We start from the raw sequence: 23988 nt of genomic DNA, 5'->3' as shown, positions 1-23988 counted from the left end.
AGACTACCCAGCCTAGGCCCGCCGCAGACAGAGGTAGATCCCGCAGGGAGGGTCGCGAAGGGATATGAGCCGGGTCAGGAAGGGATACAGGGGGGATCCGGAGGGTTTCAGGAAGGAAAGATAGGGTGGGAGCATGTGCAATTCCCTCCCACCGGCTCCCTACCGCGCGCCTGAAACCGGCGAATCCCGCAAGGAATACCCGCCGGCTCCCGAGCCGTTGCCGGTCCCGGTGATGGACAACCACACGCATCTCGACTTCCGGCACGGTCTGCTGGAAATAGCGGTCGCGGATGCCTTGGACGCCGCCGAGGCCGTGGGTGTCCAAGGGGCGGTGCAGGTGGGCTGCGACCTTGAGTCATCGCGGTTCACGGTCCGAGCGCTGGACGCGGACCGGCGTCTCCTCGGTGCAGTCGCCATTCACCCCAACGACGCCCCTGTCTACGCGGGCCGTGGAGAGCTGGAATCAGCGCTCGCCGAGATCGAAGAACTGGCGGCCCATCCCAGGGTCCGCGCGATCGGCGAAACCGGGCTTGATTTCTTTCGCACGCACGGCGACGGCCTGGTGCACCAGCGCCATTCTTTCCGCCGCCACATCGACATCGCGAAGAGGCTCGATCTCACCCTCCAGATCCACGACCGTGATGCCCACGACGACGTCGTCCAAGTTCTCCGGGAAGAGGGCGCCCCGGAGCGGGTAGTGTTCCATTGCTTCTCGGGTGATGCGGAACTGGCACGGATCTGCAATATGAACGGCTGGTACATGTCCTTTGCCGGCACCATGACCTTCAAGAACGCTGCAAACCTGCGGGGCGCGCTCGCCATCGCAGATCCGGAACTCGTGCTCGTCGAAACCGACTCCCCGTTCCTGACGCCGCATCCCCATCGGGGCCGCCCCAACGCGAGTTACATGGTGCCTTACACCGTTCGTTCCATGGCTGAGGTGACAGGAACCGAGCTCTCCACGTTATGTTCCCAACTGGCTCAAAACACTGTGGCAACTTACGGATCATGGGACTGAGCTGCAATCGACCTGCATACTCAGTATGTAAAAATCTTGGTCACTTTATAACGCTTCGGTTACAGTGGGTAACAAGTAGCCGGGGTCGGGGAAGGCCTTCGGACAACTAACTCCGTTCGCAATGGGTGTTTTCAGTTGAATTGAGTGTGGCGGCGCACAACTCCGCTGCAGTCCTCGTGCATGGCTTCGGCCTGTACTCAAGGACCGCGGCAGGAGGCCCCTGTGCGCTTTTCCCCGTGCCCGGATGGTCCAAAAGTTACGGGCAAACATGGTTAAGTTCTTCACCACGGACGGCAAGTTCAGTTTCGTCAAAGTCGGTGCGCAGCTGCTGGTGCTTTCGGCATTGGTGCTCGGAGTGGTTGCTTTCACAGGCAACAACAAGTCAGTCACCCTCAACGTCGACGGCAAAGTGAGTTCCGTCCAGACCTTCGGCAACACCGTTGACCAAGTGGTCAAGGCAGCCAAGGTCGATCTGAAGGCCGAAGACCGGGTTTCCCCGGCTTTGGATACCTCGGTGCAGAACGGCTCCATCATCAACGTCAACCTGGCCAAGGCCGTCACTGTCAGCCTTGACGGGGCACAGCGGACGGTCAACACAACCGCCCCCAACGTCGAGGGGCTCGTTTCCGAGCTAGGCGTCGCGAGCGCTTCGGCCGTCTCCCAGCCAAAAGACACCCAGCTGGCAGTTTCCGGATCGTTCGTCTCGATCATGACGCCCAAGACCGTCAGCCTGATCGTGGACGGGCAGAGCTCCGCAAAGACCACGACGGCGGCCGACGTCGCCACCGTCCTCGGCGATGCCGGCGTCGTGCTCGGCCCCAACGACCGTGTTTCTCAGCCCAACTCGGCCCCCGTTGTCCAGAACATGGTGATCAAGGTTTCCCGTGTGGACACCAGCAAGACCGCCACTGAGACGGAAAACGTTCCATTCGATACCGTCACCACGGAAGACCCGGCCCAGTTCACTGACCAGAAAACCGTGACCCAGGAAGGCGTCCTCGGGTTGCTCAGCAAGAAGTTCAAGCTTGTCCTGGTCGATGGTCGTGAAGCATCCCGGACCCTGGTCTCCTCGGACGTCACGGTCAACCCCGTTTCCGCGAAGGTGACCGTCGGTACCAAGGAGCGCCCCAAGCCCGCCGCGGCAGTCGCCTCCGGACCAACCGGCGCGCCGAACGAGGCCATGTGGGACAAGATCGCCCAGTGTGAGTCCGGTGGAAACTGGGCCATCAACACCGGCAACGGCTACTACGGCGGCCTGCAGTTCGACATCCAGACCTGGATCGGCTCCGGCGGTGGCGCGTATGCTCCCAACGCAAGCCAGGCCAGCAAGGCCCAGCAGATCGACATCGCCAACCGCGTCTACGCGCAGCGCGGCCTTTCTCCCTGGGGCTGCGGTTGGGCAGCTTCCCGCTAAAGCGTCGGTGAAATTGGCCGGGTCCGGAATCTCCGGGCCCGGCCTTTTCGCAAGCGAAGATGGCGGAACGGCGCTGCCGCGAGTCGGGCAGACGATACGATACCTAGGTGACTGAACCGAATTCCGAACACGCCGCCGTCGCACCCCTCCTGGGAGCTGCGGACATCCGACGGCTCGCCGAAGAAATCGGTGTCCGCCCAACCAAAACACTGGGCCAGAACTTTGTCATTGACGGCAACACCATCCGGAGAATCGTCTCGGCCGCCGGTATTGACCCCCAGGAAACCGTCTTGGAAGTCGGGCCAGGACTGGGCTCTTTGACGCTAGGCCTGCTTGACGCCGCCAAAGCTGTTGTCGCCGTCGAAATTGATCCGGTACTCGCCGGCAAGTTGCCGGAGACGGTGCGCGCCTGGCGCCCGGACGCCGTGGATGATTTCCACCTTGTCCTCTCCGATGCCATGAAGGTCACGGAACTTCCTGTACAACCCACCGCCCTCGTGGCCAATCTGCCCTACAACGTGGCGGTGCCCGTGGTCCTCCACCTGCTCCAGCATTTCCCGAGCCTGCAACACGGGCTCGTCATGGTCCAGGACGAGGTGGCGGACCGGCTGGCCGCGGGCCCGGGTTCCAAAATCTACGGCGTCCCTTCGGTCAAGGCTGCGTGGTACGGCCACATGCGCAAGGCCGGAGTGATTGGCATGAATGTCTTCTGGCCGGCCCCGAAGATCCACTCCGGACTGGTGTCCTTCACGCGTGGCGCCCCTCCGGCGACGCACGCCACCCGCGAGCAGGTTTTCGCGGTCATCGATGCCGCGTTTGCCCAGCGCCGTAAGACGCTCCGGGCGGCCTTGGCAAGTTGGGCTGGAAGCGCCGCCGAGGCCGAACGTTTCATCGTGGCCGCCGGCGTTGATCCAACTGCCCGCGGAGAGGTCCTCGATATCAACGCGTTTGTCCGGATCGCCGAGGCCCGCCACCCCCTGGACGCATGAATCCGGCAATCAGCGGTGTGAACCGCGGCCGCTTCGTCGCACGGACTGTACGGGTCCGTGCGCCCGGCAAGGTGAACGTCTCCCTCAACGTTGGCCCGTTGCGGCCCGACGGCTACCACTCGGTCGCCAGCGTGTATCTCGCGGTGTCCCTGTACGAGGAAGTAGCCGCTACGAGTACTGAGGGGCCGGGAATCACGGTCAGCATTAGTCCGGCAAGCACTTTGGACCTCGATGGGGTGGACATTCCCCTGGATGAGCGGAACCTGGCCCACAAGGCTGCCGCCATCATGAGGGACGTCTCGGAGAAGGCCACGGGCGTGCATTTGGAAATCACCAAGCGCGTCCCGGTGGCGGGAGGCATGGGAGGTGGCTCCGCTGATGCAGCGGCGACCCTCTTGGCCTGCGACGCCCTCTGGAACAGTGGCTTGTCACGCGAAGAACTGGCCCATCTTGCGGCTGAGTTGGGCGCGGACGTGCCGTTCTCGCTGCTTGGAGGCACCGCCGTCGGGCTTGGCGTCGGCGACGACCTGTCCCCGGCCCTCGCAAAAGCGCAGATGGACTGGGTCCTCGTCTGCGCCGACTACGGACTCTCCACGCCCGAGGTCTTCCATACCCTGGACAGGCTCCGGAATGCGGAAGGACTCGACATCCCCGAACCGGTGGAGGTCGATGCCAAGATCCTGCAGGCACTGCGCAACGGAGATCCGGACGCCCTGAGCAAGGTCCTCATCAACGACCTCCAGCGCGCCTCGATCGAGCTGGCACCGCAATTGCGGGACACTATCGGGCTAGGGGAGTCGAACGGCGCCCTCGCCGGGATTGTTTCCGGCTCCGGCCCCACTGTGGCCCTGCTGGCGCACAACCCTTCCGCGGCCCAGGGCCTCGCTGACGACCTGCGGCATCTGGGGCACAACGCCCTTGCTGTTCACGGCCCGGTTCCTGGCGCCCGGATTATCTCCGATACCCTCCTATGACAACTCGCGCTGGCGATTCGACCAGTAGCAATTCCCCTGATTATTCACACTAGAAAGTAGTACCCAGTGGCCCACCTGCTCGGCGGTGAAAACCTCACCGTTTCGTTCGCAACCCGCACCATCCTCGACGGCGTAACCCTTGGTTTGGAGGACGGCGACAGGATCGGCATGGTCGGGCGCAACGGTGACGGTAAATCCACGCTCATGCGCTTGCTGGCATTGCGCTCGACGCCGGATTCCGGCCGCGTGACCAAACGTGGCGACGTCAATGTCGGCTACCTCGACCAGTCCGACGTGCTCGACGGCGACCTCACGGTCGGGGCCGCGATCGTCGGTGACCAAGCCGACCACGAATGGGCCGCCAATCCCAAAATCCGCGAAATCATGGGCGGCCTCGTGGCCGACGTCGACTGGCACGCAAACGTGCATGCCCTCTCTGGCGGACAAAAGCGCCGGGTCGCCCTGGCCAAGCTGCTCATCGAAGACCACGACGTGATCATGCTCGACGAGCCCACCAACCACCTCGACGTGGAAGGCGTCGCCTGGCTCTCTCGGCACTTGAAGACCCGCTGGCGGGCCAACCAGGGCGCGTTCCTTGTGGTGACCCACGACCGTTGGTTCCTGGACGAAGTTTGCAACCGAACCTGGGAAGTGCACGACGCCATGGTTGACCCGTTCGACGGCGGCTACGCGGCCTACGTACTGGCCCGCGCCGAGCGCGACCGCAGCGCATCCGTCGTCGAGAGCAAACGGCAGCAGCTCGTCAAGAAGGAGCTGGCGTGGCTGCGTCGTGGCGCCCCGGCCCGCACGTCGAAGCCCAAGTTCCGCATCGAAGCCGCCAACGAGCTGATCGCCGATGTTCCGGATCCGCGCGACTCCGTGGCCTTGAGCAAGATGGCAACCGCGCGGCTCGGCAAGGATGTACTGGACCTTGAAGGCGTCTCCCTGGATTTTCTGGGCGGCGACGCCGGCCAGAAGCTCTTCGACAACGTCACCCTGCGCTTGGCGCCGGGGCAGCGGCTCGGGCTGGTGGGTGTCAACGGTGCCGGGAAGTCCACACTTTTGCGGCTGCTCAACGGCGAGATCGCCCCGACTTCCGGCAAGGTCAAGCGCGGCAAGACTGTTGTCACCGCCGTCCTCAGCCAGGATGTTAAGGAGCTCGACGACGTCTCGGACCTTCGCGTGATCGAGGTCATCGAACGCGAGAAGCGCTCCTTCAGCGTGGGTGGCAAGGAATTCACGGCTGGCCAGCTAGTGGAGCAGCTCGGCTTCACGAAGGAAAAGCAGTGGACGCCAGTGACCGACCTTTCCGGTGGGGAGCGGCGCCGGCTCCAACTCCTGCGCCTGCTGGTGGGCGAACCCAACGTCCTCATGCTCGACGAACCCACTAACGACCTCGACACCGACACTCTGGCAGCCGTCGAGGACGTCCTGGATGGCTGGCCAGGCACGCTCGTCGTCGTCAGCCACGACCGCTACCTGCTGGAGCGCGTCACGGACTCCCAAATGGCACTCCTGGGCGACGGCAAGCTGCGCGGGCTTCCGGGGGGAGTGGACCAGTACTTGGAGTTGCGCGAAGCTGCGCTTGCGAGCGGCGCGGTGACCGGCGGCACGTCGAGCGGAAGCGGTGGCGCGGGCGGTGGCAGTAGCCCGACGGCGGCTAGCGGCTCGGCTGCTCCCGTTTCCGGCCCGAGCGAGGCAGAGAAGCGCGAAGCGCGGAAGGACCTGAACAGGATCGACCGGCAGCTAAGCAAAATCGCCCAGCAAGAAGAGAAACTCCACGTTCAGATGGCGGCCAAGTCCCAATCCGGCGATTTCGACGCCCTTGGCGAACTCAACGCCAAGCTCCAGGAGCTCCTCGAAGAAAAAGAAGGCTTGGAGCTCGAATGGCTCGAGGCGGCCGAGGTGCTGGGGGAGTGAGCGGCCCAGTTAACCCGGACTGTGTCGCTCACCTTGCGTGCCGGAGCCGGCCCTTCCGCGTCGCTTAGACACAACGCAAGGGGCCCGGTCGCTCGCTGAGCGAGCTCCTCGGCCCGTTGCGCTGCGATGCGCTCCTTTCGGAAGAACCGCCTCCGGCGGTTAAGGGGCGGCGGACTGCCGCCGTCGTCCGCCAGACGTGAGATGGGGACGGGGTCCGTGGAACTCAAGGCGGTGAAACTTCGGCAATTCTCGACTCCCAAATGTTCTGGCGACTCGGGACGTGTAATTCGATGCGCGGATTCCGGTGTCGACAGGAATTTTGCGCGTCGGCGGGGCATCCGGCGTCGAGACTAAGGCGCGCCGAACGGAAGATTGGCACGAGCGGTGCTGCGGGCCTTCGGGTAGGAGCGCATCGCGAGGCATCGGGCACTGGAGGTCGCTCAGCGACCGCAGGTGCCCATTTGCCTTGTGTCTAAGCGACGGCGAAGGGCCGCTGCTCCGCGTAGGCGACTACGGACACGCGCGAAAGTGCCGCTGCGCCGCGTGGGCGACAACGGAAACGTTCGAAGGGTCGCTGCACTGCGGAGGCGACCAAGGACACGCGCGAAAGTGCCGCTGCGCCGCGTGGGCGACAACGGAAACGTTCGAAGGGTCGCTGCACTGCGTAGGTGACCACGGAAACCCGCGAAGGGACGTTGCACTGCGGAGGCGACCGAGATGCAGCAAGCCAAGGCAACCAGAACCCCTAGCCCTCGCTCCGCAGCTCCGGCTCCTTTTGTAGGCCAGTCAGGCCGTTCCATGCCAGGTTGACCAGGTGGGCGGCGACTGCGCGTTTGTCGGGCTCGCGGTGGTCCAGCCACCATTGGCCGGTCATGGCCACCATGCCTACCAGCATTTGGGCGTACATGGCGCCGTCGGCAGAGCTGAATCCGCGCCGGGAGAATTCGTCGGCGAGCAGGTTTTCCACGCGGTCTGCCACGTGGGCGAGCAAGGTGGAGAAGGCGCCTTCGGGTTGGGATGGTGGGGCATCCCGCATGAGGATCCGGAAGCCGTCGCTCCGCTCTTCGATGTAGCCGAGCAAGGCGAGGGCCGCCTGTTCAACGAGGACGCGTGGTTTGGCTTCGGCGGCGAGGGACTCGTTGATGGCGTCGAGCAGGATCCGGAATTCGAACTCCACAACCTGCGTGTAGAGGCCTTCCTTCGAGCCGAAGTGCTCGTAAATTACCGGCTTGGATACTCCTGCGGCGGCTGCGATTTCGTCAATCGTGGTTGCATCGAGGCCGCGGGCCGCGAAGAGGCCCCGGCCAATCTCGATGAGCTGGGAACGGCGCTGCGATCCAGTCATCCGGGCACGTACAGCCTGGCCTGAGGGCGGGTGGTTGATCACCCTGGAACCCGTCGAGCGCGGAGGAAGTCCTGTGCTGTTGCTCACGCATCCATCATGCCTTATGTCAATCGTGAAGCGGCTCCTGGAGGGCAGGTCGGCACCCGCAGAAAGGACTCGGTGATGCGCCAAGTCGCGAACATCGCAACGGTCATGGCAAACTAGATTCTTGTGTGTGCGACCCGGTCAATCGGGAACCCCGCGGGCCTCGTGTCCGCAAGGGCCCGCGCACACGGTCCGCTCTGGTGTAATGGCAGCACCCCGGCCTTTGGAGCCGTGGAGTATAGGTTCGAATCCTATGGGCGGAACTTGTCGGTGGTCTGCCGGCACCGCCTCTGAAGGCACTGTCTCTCCCGAAGCCGTCCCTTGGCTGCGCGGAAGGCTGTGAATCGGCAAGAGTAGGATAGAGCAGATGCCGCAGCCGGGTTCGCCCGGACGTTACCGAGCAAGGAGAGCGACTTCGTGAGCCCCGATACTACTGGCCCCGCTGCTGTAATCGTCCTAGCTGCCGGAGCCGGTACGCGCATGAAGTCGCGAACTCCCAAAATTCTCCACGAAATCGGTGGACGTTCCATGGTGGCACACGCCATCCTTGCCGCACGTTCCATCGACCCCCAGCAGCTGGCGTTGGTAGTCCGCCACGAGCGGGACCTCGTCGCCGCGCACATTGAACTGATCGACCCCGACGCCGTCATTGTGGACCAGGACGACGTTCCCGGAACCGGACGTGCCGTCGAGGTAGCCCTTAACGCCCTGGACGCGAAGGCCGAACTCATCGGGACGGTAGTGGTCACGTACGGCGATGTTCCGTTGCTGACCGGCTCCCTTCTCTCCGAGCTTGTCGCAACGCACGAGTCCCAGGGCAACGCAGTGACGGTCTTGACTGCGATCCTCGACGACGCCAATGGGTACGGCCGCATCCTTCGTGCCGAAGACGCCACTGTGCTGGGCATCCGCGAACACAAAGACGCCAGCGACGCCGAGCGCTCCATCCGCGAGGTCAACTCCGGTATCTACGCTTTTGACGCACGGGTTCTCCGTGACCAGCTGCACAAGGTGACCACCGAGAATATCCAAGGTGAAAAGTACCTTACTGACGTCCTCGAACTGGCGCGCGACGCCGGCGGCCGGGTTTCCGCCGTCGTCACCGAAGACCGCTGGCAGGTGGAAGGTGCCAACGACCGCGTCCAGCTGGCCGCGCTCGGAGCCGAGCATAACCGCCGGATCGTCGAAGCCTGGATGCGTGCCGGCGTCACCGTGGTTGACCCCGCCACCACGTGGATCGATGCCACCGTGACCCTGGACGAAGACGTCCGCCTCCTGCCGAACACGCAGCTTCACGGCGCAACCACGGTGGCGCGCGACGCCGTCGTCGGCCCCGACACGACCCTCACCGACGTTTCGGTTGGCGAAGGCGCGAAGGTTATCCGCACCCACGGCTCAGGCTCAACGATCGGTGCCCGGGCCAGTGTGGGCCCGTTCACGTACCTGCGCCCGGGCACGGTCCTGGGGGAGACCGGTAAGATCGGCGCCTTCTATGAAACCAAGAACGTGACCATCGGCCGGGGCTCCAAACTGTCCCACCTCGGCTATGCCGGCGACGCCGAGATCGGCGAGGACACCAACATCGGCTGCGGCAACATCACGGCCAACTACGACGGCGAGAAGAAGCACCGCACGGTGATCGGTTCCGGAGTGCGGACTGGCTCCAACACCGTCTTCGTGGCCCCCGTGACGATTGGCGACGGCGCGTACAGCGGCGCTGGCGCCATTATCCGCAAAGACGTTCCCGCCGGAGCCCTCACCCTGAGTGTTGCTCCTCAGCGGAACTCTGAAGGCTGGGTCATCGCCAACCGGCAGGGCAGCAACTCGGCCCGGCTGGCGCAGGCTGCGCAAGCCGCGCAGGGCTCCTCTGCCATCCCCGATTCCTCAAGTACTCCGGCAACCACAGAACAGGGCACAAAGGCATGAGCGAAATTACCGCACGCGGCGAGAAGAAACTGGTTCTCGCCGCCGGACGGGCGCACCCCGAGCTGGCGCAGGAAATCGCCAAGGAGCTGGAAACGGAACTCCTGCCTATCGACGCCTACGACTTCGCCAACGGTGAAATCTATGTGCGTTCCGCGGAGAGCGTCCGGGGCACCGATGCCTTCGTCATCCAGGCGCACCCTGCCCCGCTGAACAACTGGCTCATGGAGCAGTTGATCATGATCGACTCCCTCAAGCGCGCTTCTGCCAAGCGGATCACCGTAGTCTCGCCGTTCTACCCCTACGCCCGCCAGGACAAGAAGGGCCGCGGCCGTGAGCCGATTTCCGCCCGCCTCGTGGCGGACCTCTACAAGACTGCCGGTGCGGACCGGATCATGTCGGTTGACTTGCACACGTCCCAGATCCAGGGGTTCTTTGATGGCCCGGTGGATCACCTCATGGCGATCCCGCTGCTGGCCGACTACATCCGCACCAAGGTCGAAGCAGACAACATCACCGTTGTTTCACCCGATACCGGCCGCGTCCGTGTGGCCGAGCAGTGGGCCGAGCGCTTGGGCGGCGCGCCGCTGGCGTTCGTCCACAAGAGCCGCGACCTCACGGTACCGAACCAGGCTGTCTCGAAGACCGTCGTCGGGCAGATCGAAGGACGCACGTGCGTCCTGATCGACGACATGATCGACACCGGTGGAACGATCTCCGGCGCCGTCCAAGTCCTGAAGAACGCCGGTGCCAAGGACGTCATCATCGCCTGCACGCACGCAGTGTTCTCCGAACCGGCGGCGCAGCGCTTGGCAGATTCCGGCGCCCGCGAGGTTGTTGTCACCAATACGCTGCCGATTCCGGCTGACAAGCGCTTCCCCCAGCTCACCGTGCTGTCGATCGCGCCGTTGATTGCACGCGCCATCCGCGAAGTGTTCGACGACGGCTCGGTCACCAGCCTCTTCGACGGCAAGGCCTAACGGCTTCTTCGGTTTTCGGCAATCGCGGGCGCGACTGCTAAACTCTTGGGGATACCTTGGCGAGGGAGAGCACATCCGGGTTAATGCCGGATTGCGGGTCTCCGTTATCGACTGGGTCTGAATCTCCTTCAACGAAGGCGGACTGGCTGCTCTTGTAGCTGGCATTCCGTCGGGCGTGGAAGGTCACCACAGACCTCCGCCCTTGCTGATCGACTTGCCTGGCATTTTGCCGGCGCCACAGTAATCAAGGAGTACACATGTCTGAGCAGAAGCTCGCAGCAGAACTGCGCACCGAATTCGGCAAGGGTTTCGCCCGCCGCGCCCGTTCAGCCGGCCAGATCCCGGCTGTCATCTACGGTCACGGCGCAGAGCCCATCCACATCAACCTGCCGGGCCGCGCTACCACCTTGGCCGTCCGCGTTTCCAACGCCCTCCTGTCCCTGGACATCAACGGCGAAGAGCACCTGGCCCTGGTCAAGGACATCCAGCGCGATCCGATCAAGCAGATCATCGAGCACATCGACCTCCTGACCGTCCGCAAGGGCGAAAAGGTCACCGTTGACGTTTCCGTCCACGTTATTGGTGACGCTGCCATCGGCGCCGTGGCCAACCAGGAAGCCACCACGGTTTCCCTCGAAGCCGAGGCTACCCACCTGCCGACCTTCGTTGAAATCAGCATCGAAGGCCGCAAGGCCGGCGAGCACGTCCACGCTTCGGACATCGTCCTTCCGAGCGGTTCGGCACTGCTGACGGATCCCGAGACGCTCATCATCAACATCTCGGAGGCCGCTTCGGAGGCCGAAGAAGAGGCCGCTCCTGCCGCTGAGTAGTCGTGACGTTGAGTAGTCGTTTCGACTAGACGCGGCGTAAGCCGTTGCGAGTGGCCGGGTCCCTTTGGGTCCCGGCCACTTCTCTTTCGTTCAACCCTCTTTGATTCCCTAGGATGACTCCATGACAGACACTTGGCTGATTGTCGGCCTTGGCAATCCCGGCAATGAATACAGCCACAACCGCCACAACGTCGGCCAGATGGTCCTGGACGAACTTGCTTCGCGCATGGGCGGAAGGTTCAAGGCCCACAAGTCGCGGGCCCAAGTCGTAGAGGGCAGGCTCGGAATAGGGGGCCCGCGGGTGGTGCTCGCGAAGCCAATGAGCTACATGAACGTTTCCGGCGGGCCGGTTTCCGGCCTTGCCAAGTTCTTTGATATCGCTCCGGACCACGTGATTGCGGTGCACGACGAAATTGATATTCCCTTCAACACCGTCAAGTTGAAGATCGGCGGTGGCGAAGGTGGCCACAACGGCCTGCGGGATATCTCCAAGGCTTTGGCAACTAAGGACTACTTACGGGTCCGCGTGGGCGTCGGCAGGCCGCCGGGCCGGATGGACACCGCGGATTACGTCCTCAGGGATTTTGGATCCACGGAAAAGAAGGAGTTGCCATTCCTCCTTGATGAAGCGGCGGACGCAGTTGAAGTATTGATGACGGAGGGGCTGCTCGCCGCCCAGCAGAAGTTTCACCCCGTCAAGGCCTAGTCCCCACCGCCCCCCTTGCCTCGCTTCGCTCGGCCAGGGAACCCCGGCGGCGTGGGCCCACCCACCGCCCCCCTTGCCTCGCTTCGCTCGGCCAGGGAACCCCGGCGGCGTGGGCCCACCCACCGGCTGGCTTTGGAGACGCTGATCTTGGCAGTGTGCCCGCGAGGGGATTCCTGGAGTTCAGCTGAATCGCGAGTACTCATTTCAATTGTTTAACAAGTACGCTGATGGTGCGCTGGCTGACTAATTGATTCGGGGGGATCGCTATGATACTTTGCAAATCACTGCTGAGGTTGAAGGGAAATACCAAAGCAAACGACCCGCTGAACGTCACGTCCGCCAGAGCTACGAAGGTAGCGTGATCTAAATTGCGAGCAACACCGGAATCTGAAATAGGGCGGCACCCAACGGAGCGGCAAGCCCTTGGCGCTGCAGAACGTCGGAAATGGTCGTCGCTGGTCCGGCAGGATCTTCAGAACACGGTTATTGATGCGCTCGGCGAACCATCTTTGTATGGCGTGGTAGTAGTTGGAGCACCGGGCGTTGGCAAAGCGACGTTCGCGCGCTCCGTAGAGGCAAGGCTCACCCCTAGGACCCACGTGCTGCACGTCCACGGTTCAACGGACGCCACAACTCCTTTCGGGTCCCTTGCACATCTGGTGGCCCGCCTGCCCGTTGAAGCTGCAGATTCCCCCGGGGCCATCATCCACGGCATATCGCAAATGATTAGTTCGGACGCCGCGGGACGCGAAGTGCTGCTGGTCCTTTCGGAACTTCCTGCTTTGGATAGCATGAGCACGGCCGTTTTAGTGCACTTGTTAATTAGTGGAACGGCAAAAGTCCTCGTTACTGTCCGCCAAGTCACCGACATGCCGGAAGACCTGATCAGGTTGCTGAAGGATGGACTGCTCCACGAAGTCCAGCTTCAGGTCTTTTCCCGGGCAGAAGTGGCTAAATTGCTCACTGGCGTCCTTGGAAAACGAGTGACCGCAACTGCTGCAAGCGCCTTGCATGCGTCCAGCGGTGGAAATCCCTTGGTGCTCCAAGCCATCGTCACCGAACAGCTTCGCTCGGGCAACTTGCACCTGGCCGGGCAAGTTTGGGCGATGAAAGGCGAAATCCATCTTTCTTCCGCAGAAGTTCTGACCGACCTGGTCCGTTCCCGACTTGCACGGGAGAGCCCCGCGATCCAGGAAGCACTGGAGTTGCTTGCACTCATTCGGACCGCCCCGCTCGCCGTGCTGTTGGACGTCCTGGAACCTGAAGTGGTTGCCGAGATGGAGTGGTCCGGCTATCTCCGCATCGAACCCTCAGGCGCCCGCCGCGTGGCGCTGCGTGACGAGTACATGGGTGAGGTCATTCGCGGGTGGATGGACCTGCCACGGCGGAACGAACTTCGCCGGCTGGCCGCCGGGGTGATCGGCAGCTTTACCCGGGACCTGGACGCCGAGGCCCTCCTAGGTTTTGCCTCCTCCACGCTGAACGTACGCGAAACGTTGGAACCGGCCGTAGCCCTCGCCGCTGCGACCGCCGCGAACAGGCAATTCGATCCTTGGTTTGCCTTGGAATGCGCCCGGCAGATTGGGCGGGAAGACAAGGAATGGGTCGCCGCGGCCCAGCAACGCTGTGTTTCCCACGTCATCCTGGCCGAGCACGAGGCTGCGGTCGCAGCTTTGAAGGACGTGACACCCGAGCAACTTCGGCGCCTCCCGGCGTACGACTATGCGGACTATGTCCAGGAGCTATGCAGCGCGCTGTTATGGGTTCCAGGTGGCCACCTTCAAATACCTGGTCTCGTCGCCGAGGCCGGGGAGGATCTTGCCCGCCGATCGCAAGAAGGTGGCACTGACGCCGGCGAACTTGAACGAGCACGTGGGATGCTCAAGCTCGCCAGCTTTGAGCTTCACGTCCATCAGGGTGAGTATTCGGAAGTTGCCGAGGCATTGGAGCAGGAATACCGGGAAGGCAGTGACCTTCAACAAAGATTGAGTTGCGGAAGCCTGCTGACGATGGCCTGGGCGGTACTTGGCCGGGAGATGGAAGCAATCGAACTGGCGCGCGAGCTGAAACACAAGATACAGCGCGCAAAGGCACGGCCGCGCCTCCACAACTGGTTGTCCGAAGGCCTGTTTGCCGCCCTCCTGTGCAGCGGACAGTGGGAAGAACTAGCCCGCATGCTGACGGCGACGCTGGACCAGCAGCCGAAGAACATCCATTATCTGGGGGGCGCCGCAGAGCTCGCCTTGGGCGTTTCCTACACCTACGCCGGACGGGCCGCAGTGGCGATCGACACCCTGCTGGGAGCCCAAGCGCAGTTGGAAATCAGACGCAACTACTACGGACCCGCACTGGCCTACTCTGCGTTGGCCTTCGCCTATGCGCAGGCGGGCGACGTAAAGGAAGCCCGGACGTTTCTCGAATTGGCGGAAAAAGGGCAAGGGGAAACGGCGTGGTTTCCCGCATGGATGGCTGAATTCTGCGTCAAGATGGCACGGCGCTGGTTGAAGGATCCCGGGGCGAAGCAGAGCCTGATCGAGTCGGCCAACCGGGACTTGGAGCAAGGGCGGACCACAACGGCGTCCATCAGCCTCTTCGGAGCCACCGTCCACGGCACAGACGAGGAGCTTTTGCTTCTGGAGCAGGTCTCGTCCCGTCGCCAAGGCAAGATGGCGGCCGTAAACCGGATGGTGGCCGAAGGAAGCCGGAAAAAGGACCCGAAGACCCTGCTGCTTGCCGCTTCCGTTGCCCAGGAGCTCAATTTGGACGCAGTGGAGTCGCGCTGTGCCGTCCTGGCACTCGACATCGCCCGGGAAGCTGGCGATTCATCGTCCGCCAGGCTCGCTCAGCAACGCTTAGACCGCTTGGTCGGCACGGTGCCGGTACTGCCCCTGACACCGCATACTTTCGGACCCGAACTGACTGAAAGAGAGCGGCAGGTTGCAAAGATGGCCAGTCAAGGGTTGAGTAACAAGGAGGTGGCCAACCAGCTGCAGGTTTCCGTCCGAACGGTTGAAGGCCACCTCTACCAGATCTTCACGAAAATGGGCATCTCATCAAGGAGCGAGCTTGAAGGAACCGCGCAGGCATGACAACGCTGCGGCGGTGCATGGGCCTGTCGGAGAAAGTGGTACCAGGCCGCTTGAACCTTGGCTGGACTATGGGCACTTGCTCCCTGGAATCACGGCCGCAATCCGTGCGGATGACTGTTCAGCCGTCTTCATCGTGGGCGATTCCGGCCTCGGCGCGTCGTCCCTGTTAGCCCAGCTCGGCAGCATCTTTGGCAAGGAGTTTGCGGAAGTCCCGATTCATGGAAGTCCGTCGCTTTCTGCAGTCCCTTATGGAGTCTTGGCACCGTATCTTGCCCAACTTTCCGTTGCCGACATTTCCTCCCGCGTCGCCGTGCTGCGCGCCCTCTGGGCTCACCTCGAGAGCATCCGCATGGGTACCGGACCAGCGTTGCTCCTGGTCGATGATGCGCACTACCTGGACGATGCCACCTGCGGGATGCTTACTGAGCTTGTTCAAGCAGGATGGGCCAAGATCGTGGCGGCATGCGTCCCCCAGCCCGGGGTTCCGGGGCCACTCTTGCGCTTGTGGCACGAGGGGACTGCCGAGTGGTTTGACCTGGAGCCCTTGACCGCCGAACAAGGCCATGAACTGTGTGAAGCTTTGTTGGGTGGAGTCGTCCTGAACAGCACCAGCCATGGATTCTGGACAGAGGCCGGAGGCAATACCCTACTCTTGAAGACGCTTGTGCGGGAAGCCGAAAGCTCGGGTTCGCTTGTCCAACGGCACGGTGTTTGGCTCAAGACAGCCGCAACTCCCATCCACACTGTGAAGCTGGAAGCCGTGGTCAAGCTTCAGCTCATGCGCATTTCGGCAGCGGGCCGGGATGCCCTGAGCTTGATTGCGCTGGCCGAGCCAGTGGACGAGAAGCTGATCAACGTTGTCGCCGGTGAAAGTGCCGTCCAGGAGTTAGTGGACCAGCATTTGATCAAGCCCTCCGCCAATGGGTTGCCGACCCTCCGGCTCGTCTCTCCCATCTACGGAGAGGTGCTTCGCAGCGTCGTCCCTGCTGCCCAGAGCCTGCAATTGCACCGGCAGTTGATTTCCCGCATGGATGTTTTGGAAGACAACCCGGATTCCCTCCTCCGTATGGTTACATGGTCCCTTGACTGCGGCGCAGACGTGCCCGATCGTCTCTTGATCAGGGCCGCGGTCCTCGCCGGGAGGCTTCTTCAAAGTGAGACGGCATTGCGCATGGCGACCGCAGTTCAGGACATGCAGTGGCAAACGGTTGCCCAGGCCGTCATGGCGAGATCGTACTTCAACCTAGGCCGCCGCGACGAAGCTGCGGCAGTCCTGACCCAAGAAACACTGGACGGCGACGCCGGACCTTCTCACGTAATATTCGGCAGCCTGCTTCGCGCGGTCACGCGTGCCGCTGTGGGGCAACCCGCCTCCTTGATCCTGGCCGATACCGAAGTATTCCGTAAATGGGGCGAGCAGCAGCCAGGCCTCCAGGGTCAGCAGGCACCGGACGCGAAAGCCGCGGTGCCGCTCGCAGTTGCCCTCATGAATGTGGTCGCTGGTTCCCTGGACGGTGAATACCGGCGGATGGGCCCCCAGCTGGAACGCGTTCTCCTTCAGCATGGATCCGTCGAAGGTTCCCTGGCAGTACTGTTCAAGGCCCTGGCGTTGTCCCTAGAGTCCGAGCGGCTCTGCGCCCTCGGCTTCGGCGGCCAAGGGAAACAGCGGGCGTTGGAGGCTGCCGCGGTAGCACAGCCCCAGGAGAACGACATATTCTTCATCCCCGAGTTCATCGCCGCCCGCCATGTCATTTGTGCCTTGGCTGACGGGGACTGGGCCGATGCTCAGTTGCTTCTTGACAGCTACTACGAATCGTCAGGCGTCGCCCTGGCTTCCTTCGGGGGGGCAGCTTACGTAGTGCTCGGCTATATTGCCATCAGGCAGGGAAAAGCCGGCGAAGCCCTGCCGCTGCTCACGGCCGGCCTCGAAGCCCTGAGGGACAGCGATCCGCAGAATCTCTTCGGTCTGTGTGCCGCCCTGGCATTCTATGCAGCAGCTGGCGCAGGATTGCCTGAAGCTGAACGTTTCAGGGCGGACTACAAGTCCTGGGGGAAACACGGCATGCATCTTCTCGCGGCCCAAGCCAGGAACTTTTTCGAAGCCGCGATTGAACTCCTCAAAGGTGACGGCTCCGGCATCTCGGGGTTGTATGCCAACGCTGACGATGCAGCGAAAGAAGGCGCCACCTTCCTTGAACTACATGCCCTGGAGCTTGTGCTTGGCCTAGGAGACACCAGCAGGTTGGACCGGTTTTGTGAAACTGCGGCTGCAACGGAGGGCGCATGGGCCCAAGCCCTCGCTGAGTACGGGATGGCACTCAAACTCGGGGGCGCTGCCCGGTATTTGTCCGCGGGGGAGAAGCTTCAATCGGCCGCTGTCTACCACCTGGCCGCGCGGTCCTACAGCTTGGCGCTGGATGCCCCGGACCGCGGCCGGACCAAAGAGCTCACTGCGGTCGCGCGCGCGGGGCTGGCGCATTGCAACGAAGAACTGGGCCAAGGGGGCGAGGAATCCCAGCACGAATCGGTGACTCCAAGACTGACCAAGAGGGAACGGGACATCGTAAATCTGGCGGTCCAAGGCCTCAGCGACCGGCAGATTGCGGACACGCTGCTTATCTCGGTCCGCACTGTCGAAGGACATCTGTACCGGTGCTACTCCAAGTTGGGGATCACCGGCAGGGACGAACTCGCCGGGGCTGTGGCCGGCGCGCAGGGAACACCAGAGGCCAGCTGAACCGGAGGAAGGACGCAGGGCAGTAGTAGTGCACTCTCGATTCGACGGAACGCCACTGCCGGCGCCGAGTAGCCACCACCCGCTGTAGGGGTACTCATACCCGCATACGAGTATCGGCCAGTATGAAAGTCGAGTACTCACTACTGGTGTAGGGCTGGCGGCTAGCTGGTTAATTGGGGGGTGTCACCACTCGATCACTGGGGGTCTCGCTCATGTTGACAGCAGGCAGTGCATCTACGGTCCACGCCGTTCGGCCCGGAAACGGGTCACGGTACCAGGCACTCGACACCTCTTCGTCTCCATCCTCGCCGGAGGGTGCGGAGGGCAAGTCGGTGGTCCCGATGGCGTGGCCGCCGATTGGACCCAGGGCCGCTGTTGACGACATAGCACTCGCGCTCGCGGCATCCAAAGGTGGCGTACTCGTTACGGGGCCGTCCGGGAGCGGCAAGAGCTACTTGACCACCCGCGCGGTGAACGAAATTCGCGGGCGTTCATTCGTCGTCGTCGTTCGTGGCAGCGCCGCGCTGGCGAGATCACCGTACGGCGCCCTCAATATTCTGTTGAGCGATCTTGACCCGGGATACTTGGCCCATCCCGTCTTGGTACTGTCAGCTCTCACCGCTCTGCTCAGGGAGCGTGCCGAGGGAAAGCCAGTGTACCTGGTCATTGAAAATGCGGCAGAGCTCGATGAGCTGGCGGCAATGACGGTGGCCCAACTCGCGCGGAACGGCACTGCACAGCTTGTCCTGACCTGCACGGACCCGCAGCGGCTCTGTGGCGAGATTACGCGGCTCTGCGGCGACGGCTTCCTGAATCGAATAGACCTCAAACCACTGACTTTCCAGGAATCCCACTCCTGGCTCGAGGCAGGGCTGGGAGCAAAGGTCTCGCCATCCGGTGCCCATGCCCTTTGGGCAGCTAGCGGAGGCAACCCCCACTACCTCAAGATGCTTGCGGCCGAGCTCGCCGAATCGGGTGCACTCCTGAAGCGCGACGGCGTCTGGGTTCTCACGTCACGCAGTGAACTCCACGGCCGGGCAATCACGGATCTCATCACCACGCGGCTTGGCCGGATGGGCAGCGGCGAGCGCAAAGTCCTGGAGATCCTCTCACTGGCAAAGGCCGTCCCCCTAGAGTCGCTGCTGGCGCTTGCGTCACCGGACGATGTGGATTCCCTCGAGAAAAGGGGCGTCCTTGTGGTCGATGATTCGCTGCCAAGGATGGCCAGGCTGCAAAGCCAACTCGTGGGTGACGTGGTCAGGGCAAATGTTCCTCCCGGTCGCAGCAACGAACTACGGGATATGTTGACCGAAGCGACGAATCCATCCCTCCGCCAGCGCTCGATGCTGCTACACATGGCTGCTTGGGCACTGGATTGCGGAGCCAAACTCGGCACGGAAGAAGCCCTTGAAGCTGCCTCCGTGGCGAATCGGCAACTTGATGCGCGGTTGGCCCTGCGCTTGGTCCGGTCCATTCCAAACCACTCCCGGATGCCCGCGGCAGTAGCCGAGGAAACCCACGCGTTGCTGACACTCGGTGACGTCGCCGGGGCCCGGAACGTCCTGAAGCAACACCAGGAAGGACCCGGGGATGAAGCCACCCTTTCCGGGTGGGTGCGGCTCAAACTGGCCGAAAGCTCGGTCCTCCTGGCCCGAGCCGAAACCACCGCGCAGGCTTGCGAGACGCTGGCACACGTCCGTCAGCGCCTCGACGGAACCACGACGGCCCGTGGCGGACAGGACGTCGCCAGACAGGACCTCGCCGGGCTGCGGGAAGAACTTGTCCTGGCCGAATCCCAAGCAGCCAGCTATTCGGGTTCCTACGCAGAGATGGCAGCAAAGCTGGAGGAAGTACTTCAAGACTTTGAGTCCCACGGTGCGGAGTTTCGTCTCCTTGCCGGAAGCTGGCTGTGCGAGGCATGGGCATTGACGGGTCGGCAATCCGAGGCGGCGGACATGGCGGAACAGCTGATGGGCGACTGTCATGATCCTGCTGTCTCGATCGCTGCAGCCCGCCGTGCGACATCGCGTCTCAGGTTCGCCTTCGTCCTTGCCGGAAGGTGGGACAAGGCCGGGGGAATAGTCCAGCCGGACGACGATGCCCTGGTTTCGTCCGCCGAGGCACTGCCAACGGCGATTGACCTTCCCAAAGCGATCTTCCGTTGCCTCCAAGGACGGGCCCAAGACGGCATGGAAGCGCTCATTCCCGTGATAAGCCAGCTGCGTGTCCAGGACAACGAAGGCATGCTGGATGTCGCCTGCACCGCGGCCGCCTACGCGTCGGCATTGCAGGGTGAGCACGACCAGGCCTTGCGCTACCTGAAGGAAGCGTCTACCCAGCAGCGCCGGCCGACGTGGCGGAAAGAACGGACGCAAAAGTACCTCGCGGCTTTGGCCCGGGAGCGGCTCCAAGGCCCCGACACCGCCGTCGAGGAGCTTCTGCGCCTGGCCGACGCCGACCGGAACGAGGGTGCTCCCGGTCACGAGATATTTTGCCTTAGTTCGGCCGTTCGGCTGGGAGCGGTGGCCGCCGCTCCACGGTTGTTGGATTCGGCACTCAGCTGCCAGGGGCGATTCGCTGAGCTGTGCGCCGCGTATGCGCGGGCGACGATATCGGGAAGCACTGAGCTTCTTCTTGACGCGGCACAGTTGGCCGCAGACATGCAGAACGACAGGTTCGCCTTCGATATCGCCGAGACTGTGTTGCACCGGGAACAGGGCCAGCTGGACAAGACGGTTATCCGGAAGGCGCGTCAGCTCGCCGAGACGTGCCGGCAGCGTTTGCGTACACCGCAAAGCGGCCCCCAAGAGGGATTGAAGCTAACAGCACGCGAGCTGGAGATCGCCAAACTGGCGGCGAAACGTGAAAGCAACAAGGGCATCGCCGCGAAGCTTCACGTTTCAGTACGCACGGTGGAGGGGCACCTCTATCAGATCTTCGGCAAGTTGAAGATCGTAGAGCGCTCGGAGCTGAGCTTTGCGCTTGGCAGCGTTGAAGGTGGTGCGCTATGACTGAGATGGTTTCCACCGAACCGTTGGTTGGACGATTCAGCGTCATGGCCGCCGTCGTCGACTGCCTTCTTGATGTCAACGGCCCGGGTGTGCTGCTTTTCGGCGACGCAGGCATCGGCAAGACGGCCTTGATTAACGAAGTGGTCCATGAACTGGGGCAGCGAGTCCGTCCCTTCAGGGTCTTTGCCGGCCCAACCTTGTCATCGGTCCCATTTGCCGCTTTGGCACCACTGCTGACCGCTTTGACCCCGAGCCAGATCAACGAACCGCTGTCCGTCCTCAGGGCCGTCGTCGCGGCGTTGAACCCGGCAGGCCAGCCCCACCCTGCCCCCGCTGTGCTGATCGTGGAAGACGCACATCACATCGATGACAGCAGCGTGGCTGTCCTGGCGCAACTGGCGGCAGCGGAAGCCGCCAAAGTCGTCTTTTTGTGCCGTCCATATCCTGCGCCGCCGGCAGAGGTCTTTTCGATGTGGTCCGAGGGACTCGTGGACCGATTCGACTTGCAGCCACTCAACGAGCAGGAGGTCAACCAATTTTGCGCCCAAGCCTTGGATGGGCCCGTCGTCCAAGGCACCAGCGCCGTCCTCTGCAAGTACTCCGGCGGAAACCCGATGTTCCTGCTGGAGCTCATTGACCACGCCAAATCGCTAGGCCAGTTGGTTTGCCGTAACGACGCTTGGATGCTTTCAGGTGAGCTTCGGGGAACCAGCGTGCGTTTGATGGACCTCGTGAGGAACCAGATCCTCATGCTGGAACCCGAACAGCGTGAAACTCTGGAGACCGTGGCCTTGGCAGAGCCCGTTCCGCTGAGTGTGGTGCAACAGGCAAGCGATTCGAACGCCGTGGACGAACTGCAGGAGCTGCATTTCATAGAGATCGGATCCGACTCTGCCCGGCATGTCCGTCTGGCCCAGCCGCTGGTCGGCGAAGTCATCCGGCAGTTGGTTCCCACTGCGCACAGCATGACCATCCGACGGCGCATCGTGGACCTGATGGAGGCAAGACCGCAGACCATGGACGGCCTGCTGCGCTACGTCTCGTGGGGATTGGAATCCGGCACCAAGGTTCCGGATGCCGACATCCTTGAAGCGACACAACTGGCCAATCGGCTGTTCATCCCCAGTTACGTGGAACGAGTGGCCGGTGCGATCAAGGATCCGTCCCTGAGGCTGGCTGCCCAAGTGGAGGTGGCACGGGCAAAATGGTACCGCGGCGACATCCGCGGATCGGTGTCGTCGCTCGCCGGGGTGGTGGATCGGACGAATGATCCGCGGACGATCCGGCAGGCATCGATGTTGGCGGCCCAACTTGCCGGGCGTCAAGGCCTGGGGCCGAACGCCATCAAGCAGGCAGCTTACGAATGGGAGGCGGCCCTCGCCAGGCTCGCTGAGTCTCCGCAAGGCATCGACCCCGGGGAACTGGAGCGCGGAAAGGTGGGCAGCAGGCTCCTTTCCCTGCAAGGCCTTCAAGCCGAGGGCCACTATGTCGAGACGGAACGTGAGCTCCGCCAGATGTGGAACGAAACCGACGACGACGAGTCCCGGCTGGTTTCGGGCACCCTGCTGGCAGAGGCCTTGGCGGTCACGGGGAGGCCTCTCTCTGCCCTCCAGATTCTGATGGGAATACAGGAGATGGTCGCTACGGGCGGCGACTGGAGCCTCCAGTATGCGGGGTTTGTCATGCGCAGCTACGTCCAGGCCCTGCAACAGGCGGGTGAGTTTGACGTCCTCGAAGTGTTCCTCCGGAATCATGTTTCCCAAGCACCGAACTCGCTGATCTATTCGGGCGGGATGCTCCACCTGGCGGCCGGAATGGTGGACCTGCGGAGGGGAGACTTGGGCGTGGCGCTGCCGCGGCTTCGCCAAGCGGTCAGCATGCTGCGGGTCTCCGACATCGGTAGTGACCTGCCCGACGCCGTTGCTGCCGCCGCGTATGCGGCGTCGATCCTGAAACGCCGCGATACTGCTGCGTCGTACTCAAGCGAGTACGACGCAATGATCCAGGAAGGTGTGCATCCGTCGCTGCTGGCCCAAGGACATGTTGCAGTTGCGAGAGCCGAACAGACCGGCTCGCAGACGGCGATCTCGAGGCTCATGTCCCTTGCGGATTCGGCAGCCGCGGACGGAGCAATAGGCGCCGAGATCGACATCCTGATGTTGGTCCTGAGACTGGGAGACCCGAGCGTGGCGCGCCGGCTGACAGCGGTAGCCGAGGGCAGTGAAGGCCGAGCTGCGGAGTTTGCCCTGAGTGTTGGGCTGGCACTCGCGCACAAGGACGCGGATCGCCTCATTGAGCTGAGTGAATCGGCCGCCAGGGAGGGCCTGGAACTTGCAGCAGCTGATTGCGCCGCCCATGCCCTCCGGATCCTGGAAAGCAGGGGGGACAAAGCGCGCCAGCTTGAGGGACAGCGACTTCTCAAGCGCCGCACCGCTGCCCTCGACAAGGCCGGTCCGTCTGTTGAGGGGGGCTCACCCGATCTCCAGAAGCTCACCCGGCGCGAGCAGGAAATCGCGACGCTTGTGCAATCGGGATCAAGCAACAAGGACATTGCCGTCCGCTTGGGCCTGTCATTGCGCACCGTGGAAGGCCACCTTTACCGGATGTTTGCCAAGCTCGGCATTAGCCATCGTGAAGACTTGATGAACGGCGCTCACGGTATGGAGAGCCTGAGCTAGCCGCCCCCGGAACTCGGGGGCCACTGCGCTGCGGCCACTCCACTCCGGTGCCCGCGCTTCCCGTAGTCTCCTTCCGCCGTCGTTCGCCCTTCCCAAACTCCCGATCCCTCGGGTACGGCGGCGGATGCGGGCCCTGTCCGAAGCGCTCTGCGCGGGATTCGAGGCCGTGTGGGCCAAAAACGAGTACTGAATCGAGTGGTTAAAAGTGCTTGGACGGGTAGTCAACGCCCTCGGACGGGACAGCGCATCCAAAGACGGGTAGAGCCCACTCGCGCCCGCCCTAGGGGTTG

14 protein-coding genes and 1 tRNA gene are annotated in these 23988 nt (G+C 63.0%); 14 read left to right on the top strand and 1 reads right to left on the bottom strand.

Annotation, left to right across the window (positions count from 1 at the left end):
- Nucleotides 1–133 precede the first annotated feature (133 nt).
- The 5 genes from HNP00_RS04440 to HNP00_RS04420 all read left to right on the top strand — a co-directional run bounded on the left by HNP00_RS04440 (nucleotide 134) and on the right by HNP00_RS04420 (nucleotide 6315).
- Complete coding sequence (locus HNP00_RS04440) at nucleotides 134–1018, top strand: TatD family hydrolase (RefSeq protein ID WP_184736346.1); 885 nt, start codon at nucleotides 134–136, stop codon at nucleotides 1016–1018.
- 268 nt (nucleotides 1019–1286) lie between these two features.
- Nucleotides 1287–2432: a resuscitation-promoting factor gene (locus HNP00_RS04435; RefSeq protein WP_184736344.1), complete on the top strand. Its 1146-nt coding sequence runs from the start codon at nucleotides 1287–1289 to the stop codon at nucleotides 2430–2432.
- A gap of 107 nt (nucleotides 2433–2539) precedes the next feature.
- Complete coding sequence (gene rsmA / locus HNP00_RS04430; protein WP_184736342.1) at nucleotides 2540–3421, top strand: 16S rRNA (adenine(1518)-N(6)/adenine(1519)-N(6))-dimethyltransferase RsmA; 882 nt, start codon at nucleotides 2540–2542, stop codon at nucleotides 3419–3421.
- Entirely contained in the window at nucleotides 3418–4395 is a 978-nt protein-coding gene (locus tag HNP00_RS04425) for a 4-(cytidine 5'-diphospho)-2-C-methyl-D-erythritol kinase (protein ID WP_184736340.1), read from the top strand. Before rsmA ends, HNP00_RS04425 begins: the two co-directional genes overlap by 4 nt.
- Before the next feature lie 66 nt (nucleotides 4396–4461).
- The gene (locus HNP00_RS04420) at nucleotides 4462–6315 is read left to right on the top strand and encodes an ABC-F family ATP-binding cassette domain-containing protein (protein ID WP_184736338.1); all 1854 of its coding nucleotides are present in this window, start codon (nucleotides 4462–4464) and stop codon (nucleotides 6313–6315) included.
- 745 nt (nucleotides 6316–7060) lie between these two features.
- Here the strand turns inward: HNP00_RS04420 and HNP00_RS04415 are convergent.
- Nucleotides 7061–7660, bottom strand: coding sequence for a TetR/AcrR family transcriptional regulator (locus HNP00_RS04415; protein WP_184736732.1), 600 nt, complete (start codon nucleotides 7658–7660; stop codon nucleotides 7061–7063).
- Nucleotides 7661–7935: 275 nt separating this feature from the next.
- Between HNP00_RS04415 and HNP00_RS04410 the strand changes: the two genes are divergently transcribed.
- The 9 genes from HNP00_RS04410 to HNP00_RS04370 all read left to right on the top strand — a co-directional run bounded on the left by HNP00_RS04410 (nucleotide 7936) and on the right by HNP00_RS04370 (nucleotide 23698).
- A tRNA-Gln gene (locus HNP00_RS04410) sits at nucleotides 7936–8007 on the top strand.
- A gap of 154 nt (nucleotides 8008–8161) precedes the next feature.
- Nucleotides 8162–9670, top strand: coding sequence for a bifunctional UDP-N-acetylglucosamine diphosphorylase/glucosamine-1-phosphate N-acetyltransferase GlmU (gene glmU / locus HNP00_RS04405; RefSeq protein WP_184736336.1), 1509 nt, complete (start codon nucleotides 8162–8164; stop codon nucleotides 9668–9670).
- Complete coding sequence (locus HNP00_RS04400) at nucleotides 9667–10647, top strand: ribose-phosphate diphosphokinase (protein WP_184736334.1); 981 nt, start codon at nucleotides 9667–9669, stop codon at nucleotides 10645–10647. The genes glmU and HNP00_RS04400 overlap by 4 nt, the downstream gene beginning before the upstream one ends.
- Nucleotides 10648–10904: 257 nt before the next feature.
- Nucleotides 10905–11477: a 50S ribosomal protein L25/general stress protein Ctc gene (locus tag HNP00_RS04395; RefSeq protein WP_184736332.1), complete on the top strand. Its 573-nt coding sequence runs from the start codon at nucleotides 10905–10907 to the stop codon at nucleotides 11475–11477.
- Between the two features lie 121 nt (nucleotides 11478–11598).
- On the top strand, nucleotides 11599–12183 hold the full coding sequence (gene pth, locus HNP00_RS04390) for an aminoacyl-tRNA hydrolase (RefSeq protein WP_184736329.1): 585 nt from the start codon (nucleotides 11599–11601) through the stop codon (nucleotides 12181–12183).
- A gap of 599 nt (nucleotides 12184–12782) precedes the next feature.
- Nucleotides 12783–15272 (top strand): LuxR C-terminal-related transcriptional regulator, encoded by a 2490-nt coding sequence (locus tag HNP00_RS04385; RefSeq protein ID WP_184736327.1) that lies wholly within the window; start codon nucleotides 12783–12785, stop codon nucleotides 15270–15272.
- Entirely contained in the window at nucleotides 15250–18009 is a 2760-nt protein-coding gene (locus HNP00_RS04380; protein WP_184736318.1) for a LuxR family transcriptional regulator, read from the top strand. The genes HNP00_RS04385 and HNP00_RS04380 overlap by 23 nt, the downstream gene beginning before the upstream one ends.
- 212 nt (nucleotides 18010–18221) lie before the next feature.
- Nucleotides 18222–21020 (top strand): LuxR family transcriptional regulator, encoded by a 2799-nt coding sequence (locus HNP00_RS04375; RefSeq protein ID WP_184736316.1) that lies wholly within the window; start codon nucleotides 18222–18224, stop codon nucleotides 21018–21020.
- Complete coding sequence (locus HNP00_RS04370) at nucleotides 21017–23698, top strand: LuxR C-terminal-related transcriptional regulator (RefSeq protein ID WP_184736314.1); 2682 nt, start codon at nucleotides 21017–21019, stop codon at nucleotides 23696–23698. The genes HNP00_RS04375 and HNP00_RS04370 overlap by 4 nt, the downstream gene beginning before the upstream one ends.
- The last annotated feature ends 290 nt before the right edge of the window (nucleotides 23699–23988 follow it).

The organism is Arthrobacter sp. AZCC_0090 (assembly GCF_014207375.1).
In the GTDB taxonomy this organism is placed as follows: domain Bacteria; phylum Actinomycetota; class Actinomycetes; order Actinomycetales; family Micrococcaceae; genus Arthrobacter.
The sequence above is the reverse complement of the archived record's forward strand: the minus strand, read 5'-3'. Positions and strand labels throughout refer to the sequence as shown.

Coding starts and splice junctions, on each gene's coding strand:
- HNP00_RS04425 (WP_184736340.1), top strand. CDS start 3,418: ATGAATCCGGCAATCAGCGGTGTGAACCGCGGCCGCTTCGTCGCACGG.
- HNP00_RS04400 (WP_184736334.1), top strand. CDS start 9,667: ATGAGCGAAATTACCGCACGCGGCGAGAAGAAACTGGTTCTCGCCGCC.
- pth (WP_184736329.1), top strand. CDS start 11,599: ATGACAGACACTTGGCTGATTGTCGGCCTTGGCAATCCCGGCAATGAA.
- HNP00_RS04435 (WP_184736344.1), top strand. CDS start 1,287: ATGGTTAAGTTCTTCACCACGGACGGCAAGTTCAGTTTCGTCAAAGTC.
- HNP00_RS04415 (WP_184736732.1), bottom strand. CDS start 7,660: ATGACTGGATCGCAGCGCCGTTCCCAGCTCATCGAGATTGGCCGGGGC.
- HNP00_RS04440 (WP_184736346.1), top strand. CDS start 134: ATGTGCAATTCCCTCCCACCGGCTCCCTACCGCGCGCCTGAAACCGGC.
- HNP00_RS04395 (WP_184736332.1), top strand. CDS start 10,905: ATGTCTGAGCAGAAGCTCGCAGCAGAACTGCGCACCGAATTCGGCAAG.
- HNP00_RS04370 (WP_184736314.1), top strand. CDS start 21,017: ATGACTGAGATGGTTTCCACCGAACCGTTGGTTGGACGATTCAGCGTC.
- HNP00_RS04375 (WP_184736316.1), top strand. CDS start 18,222: ATGTTGACAGCAGGCAGTGCATCTACGGTCCACGCCGTTCGGCCCGGA.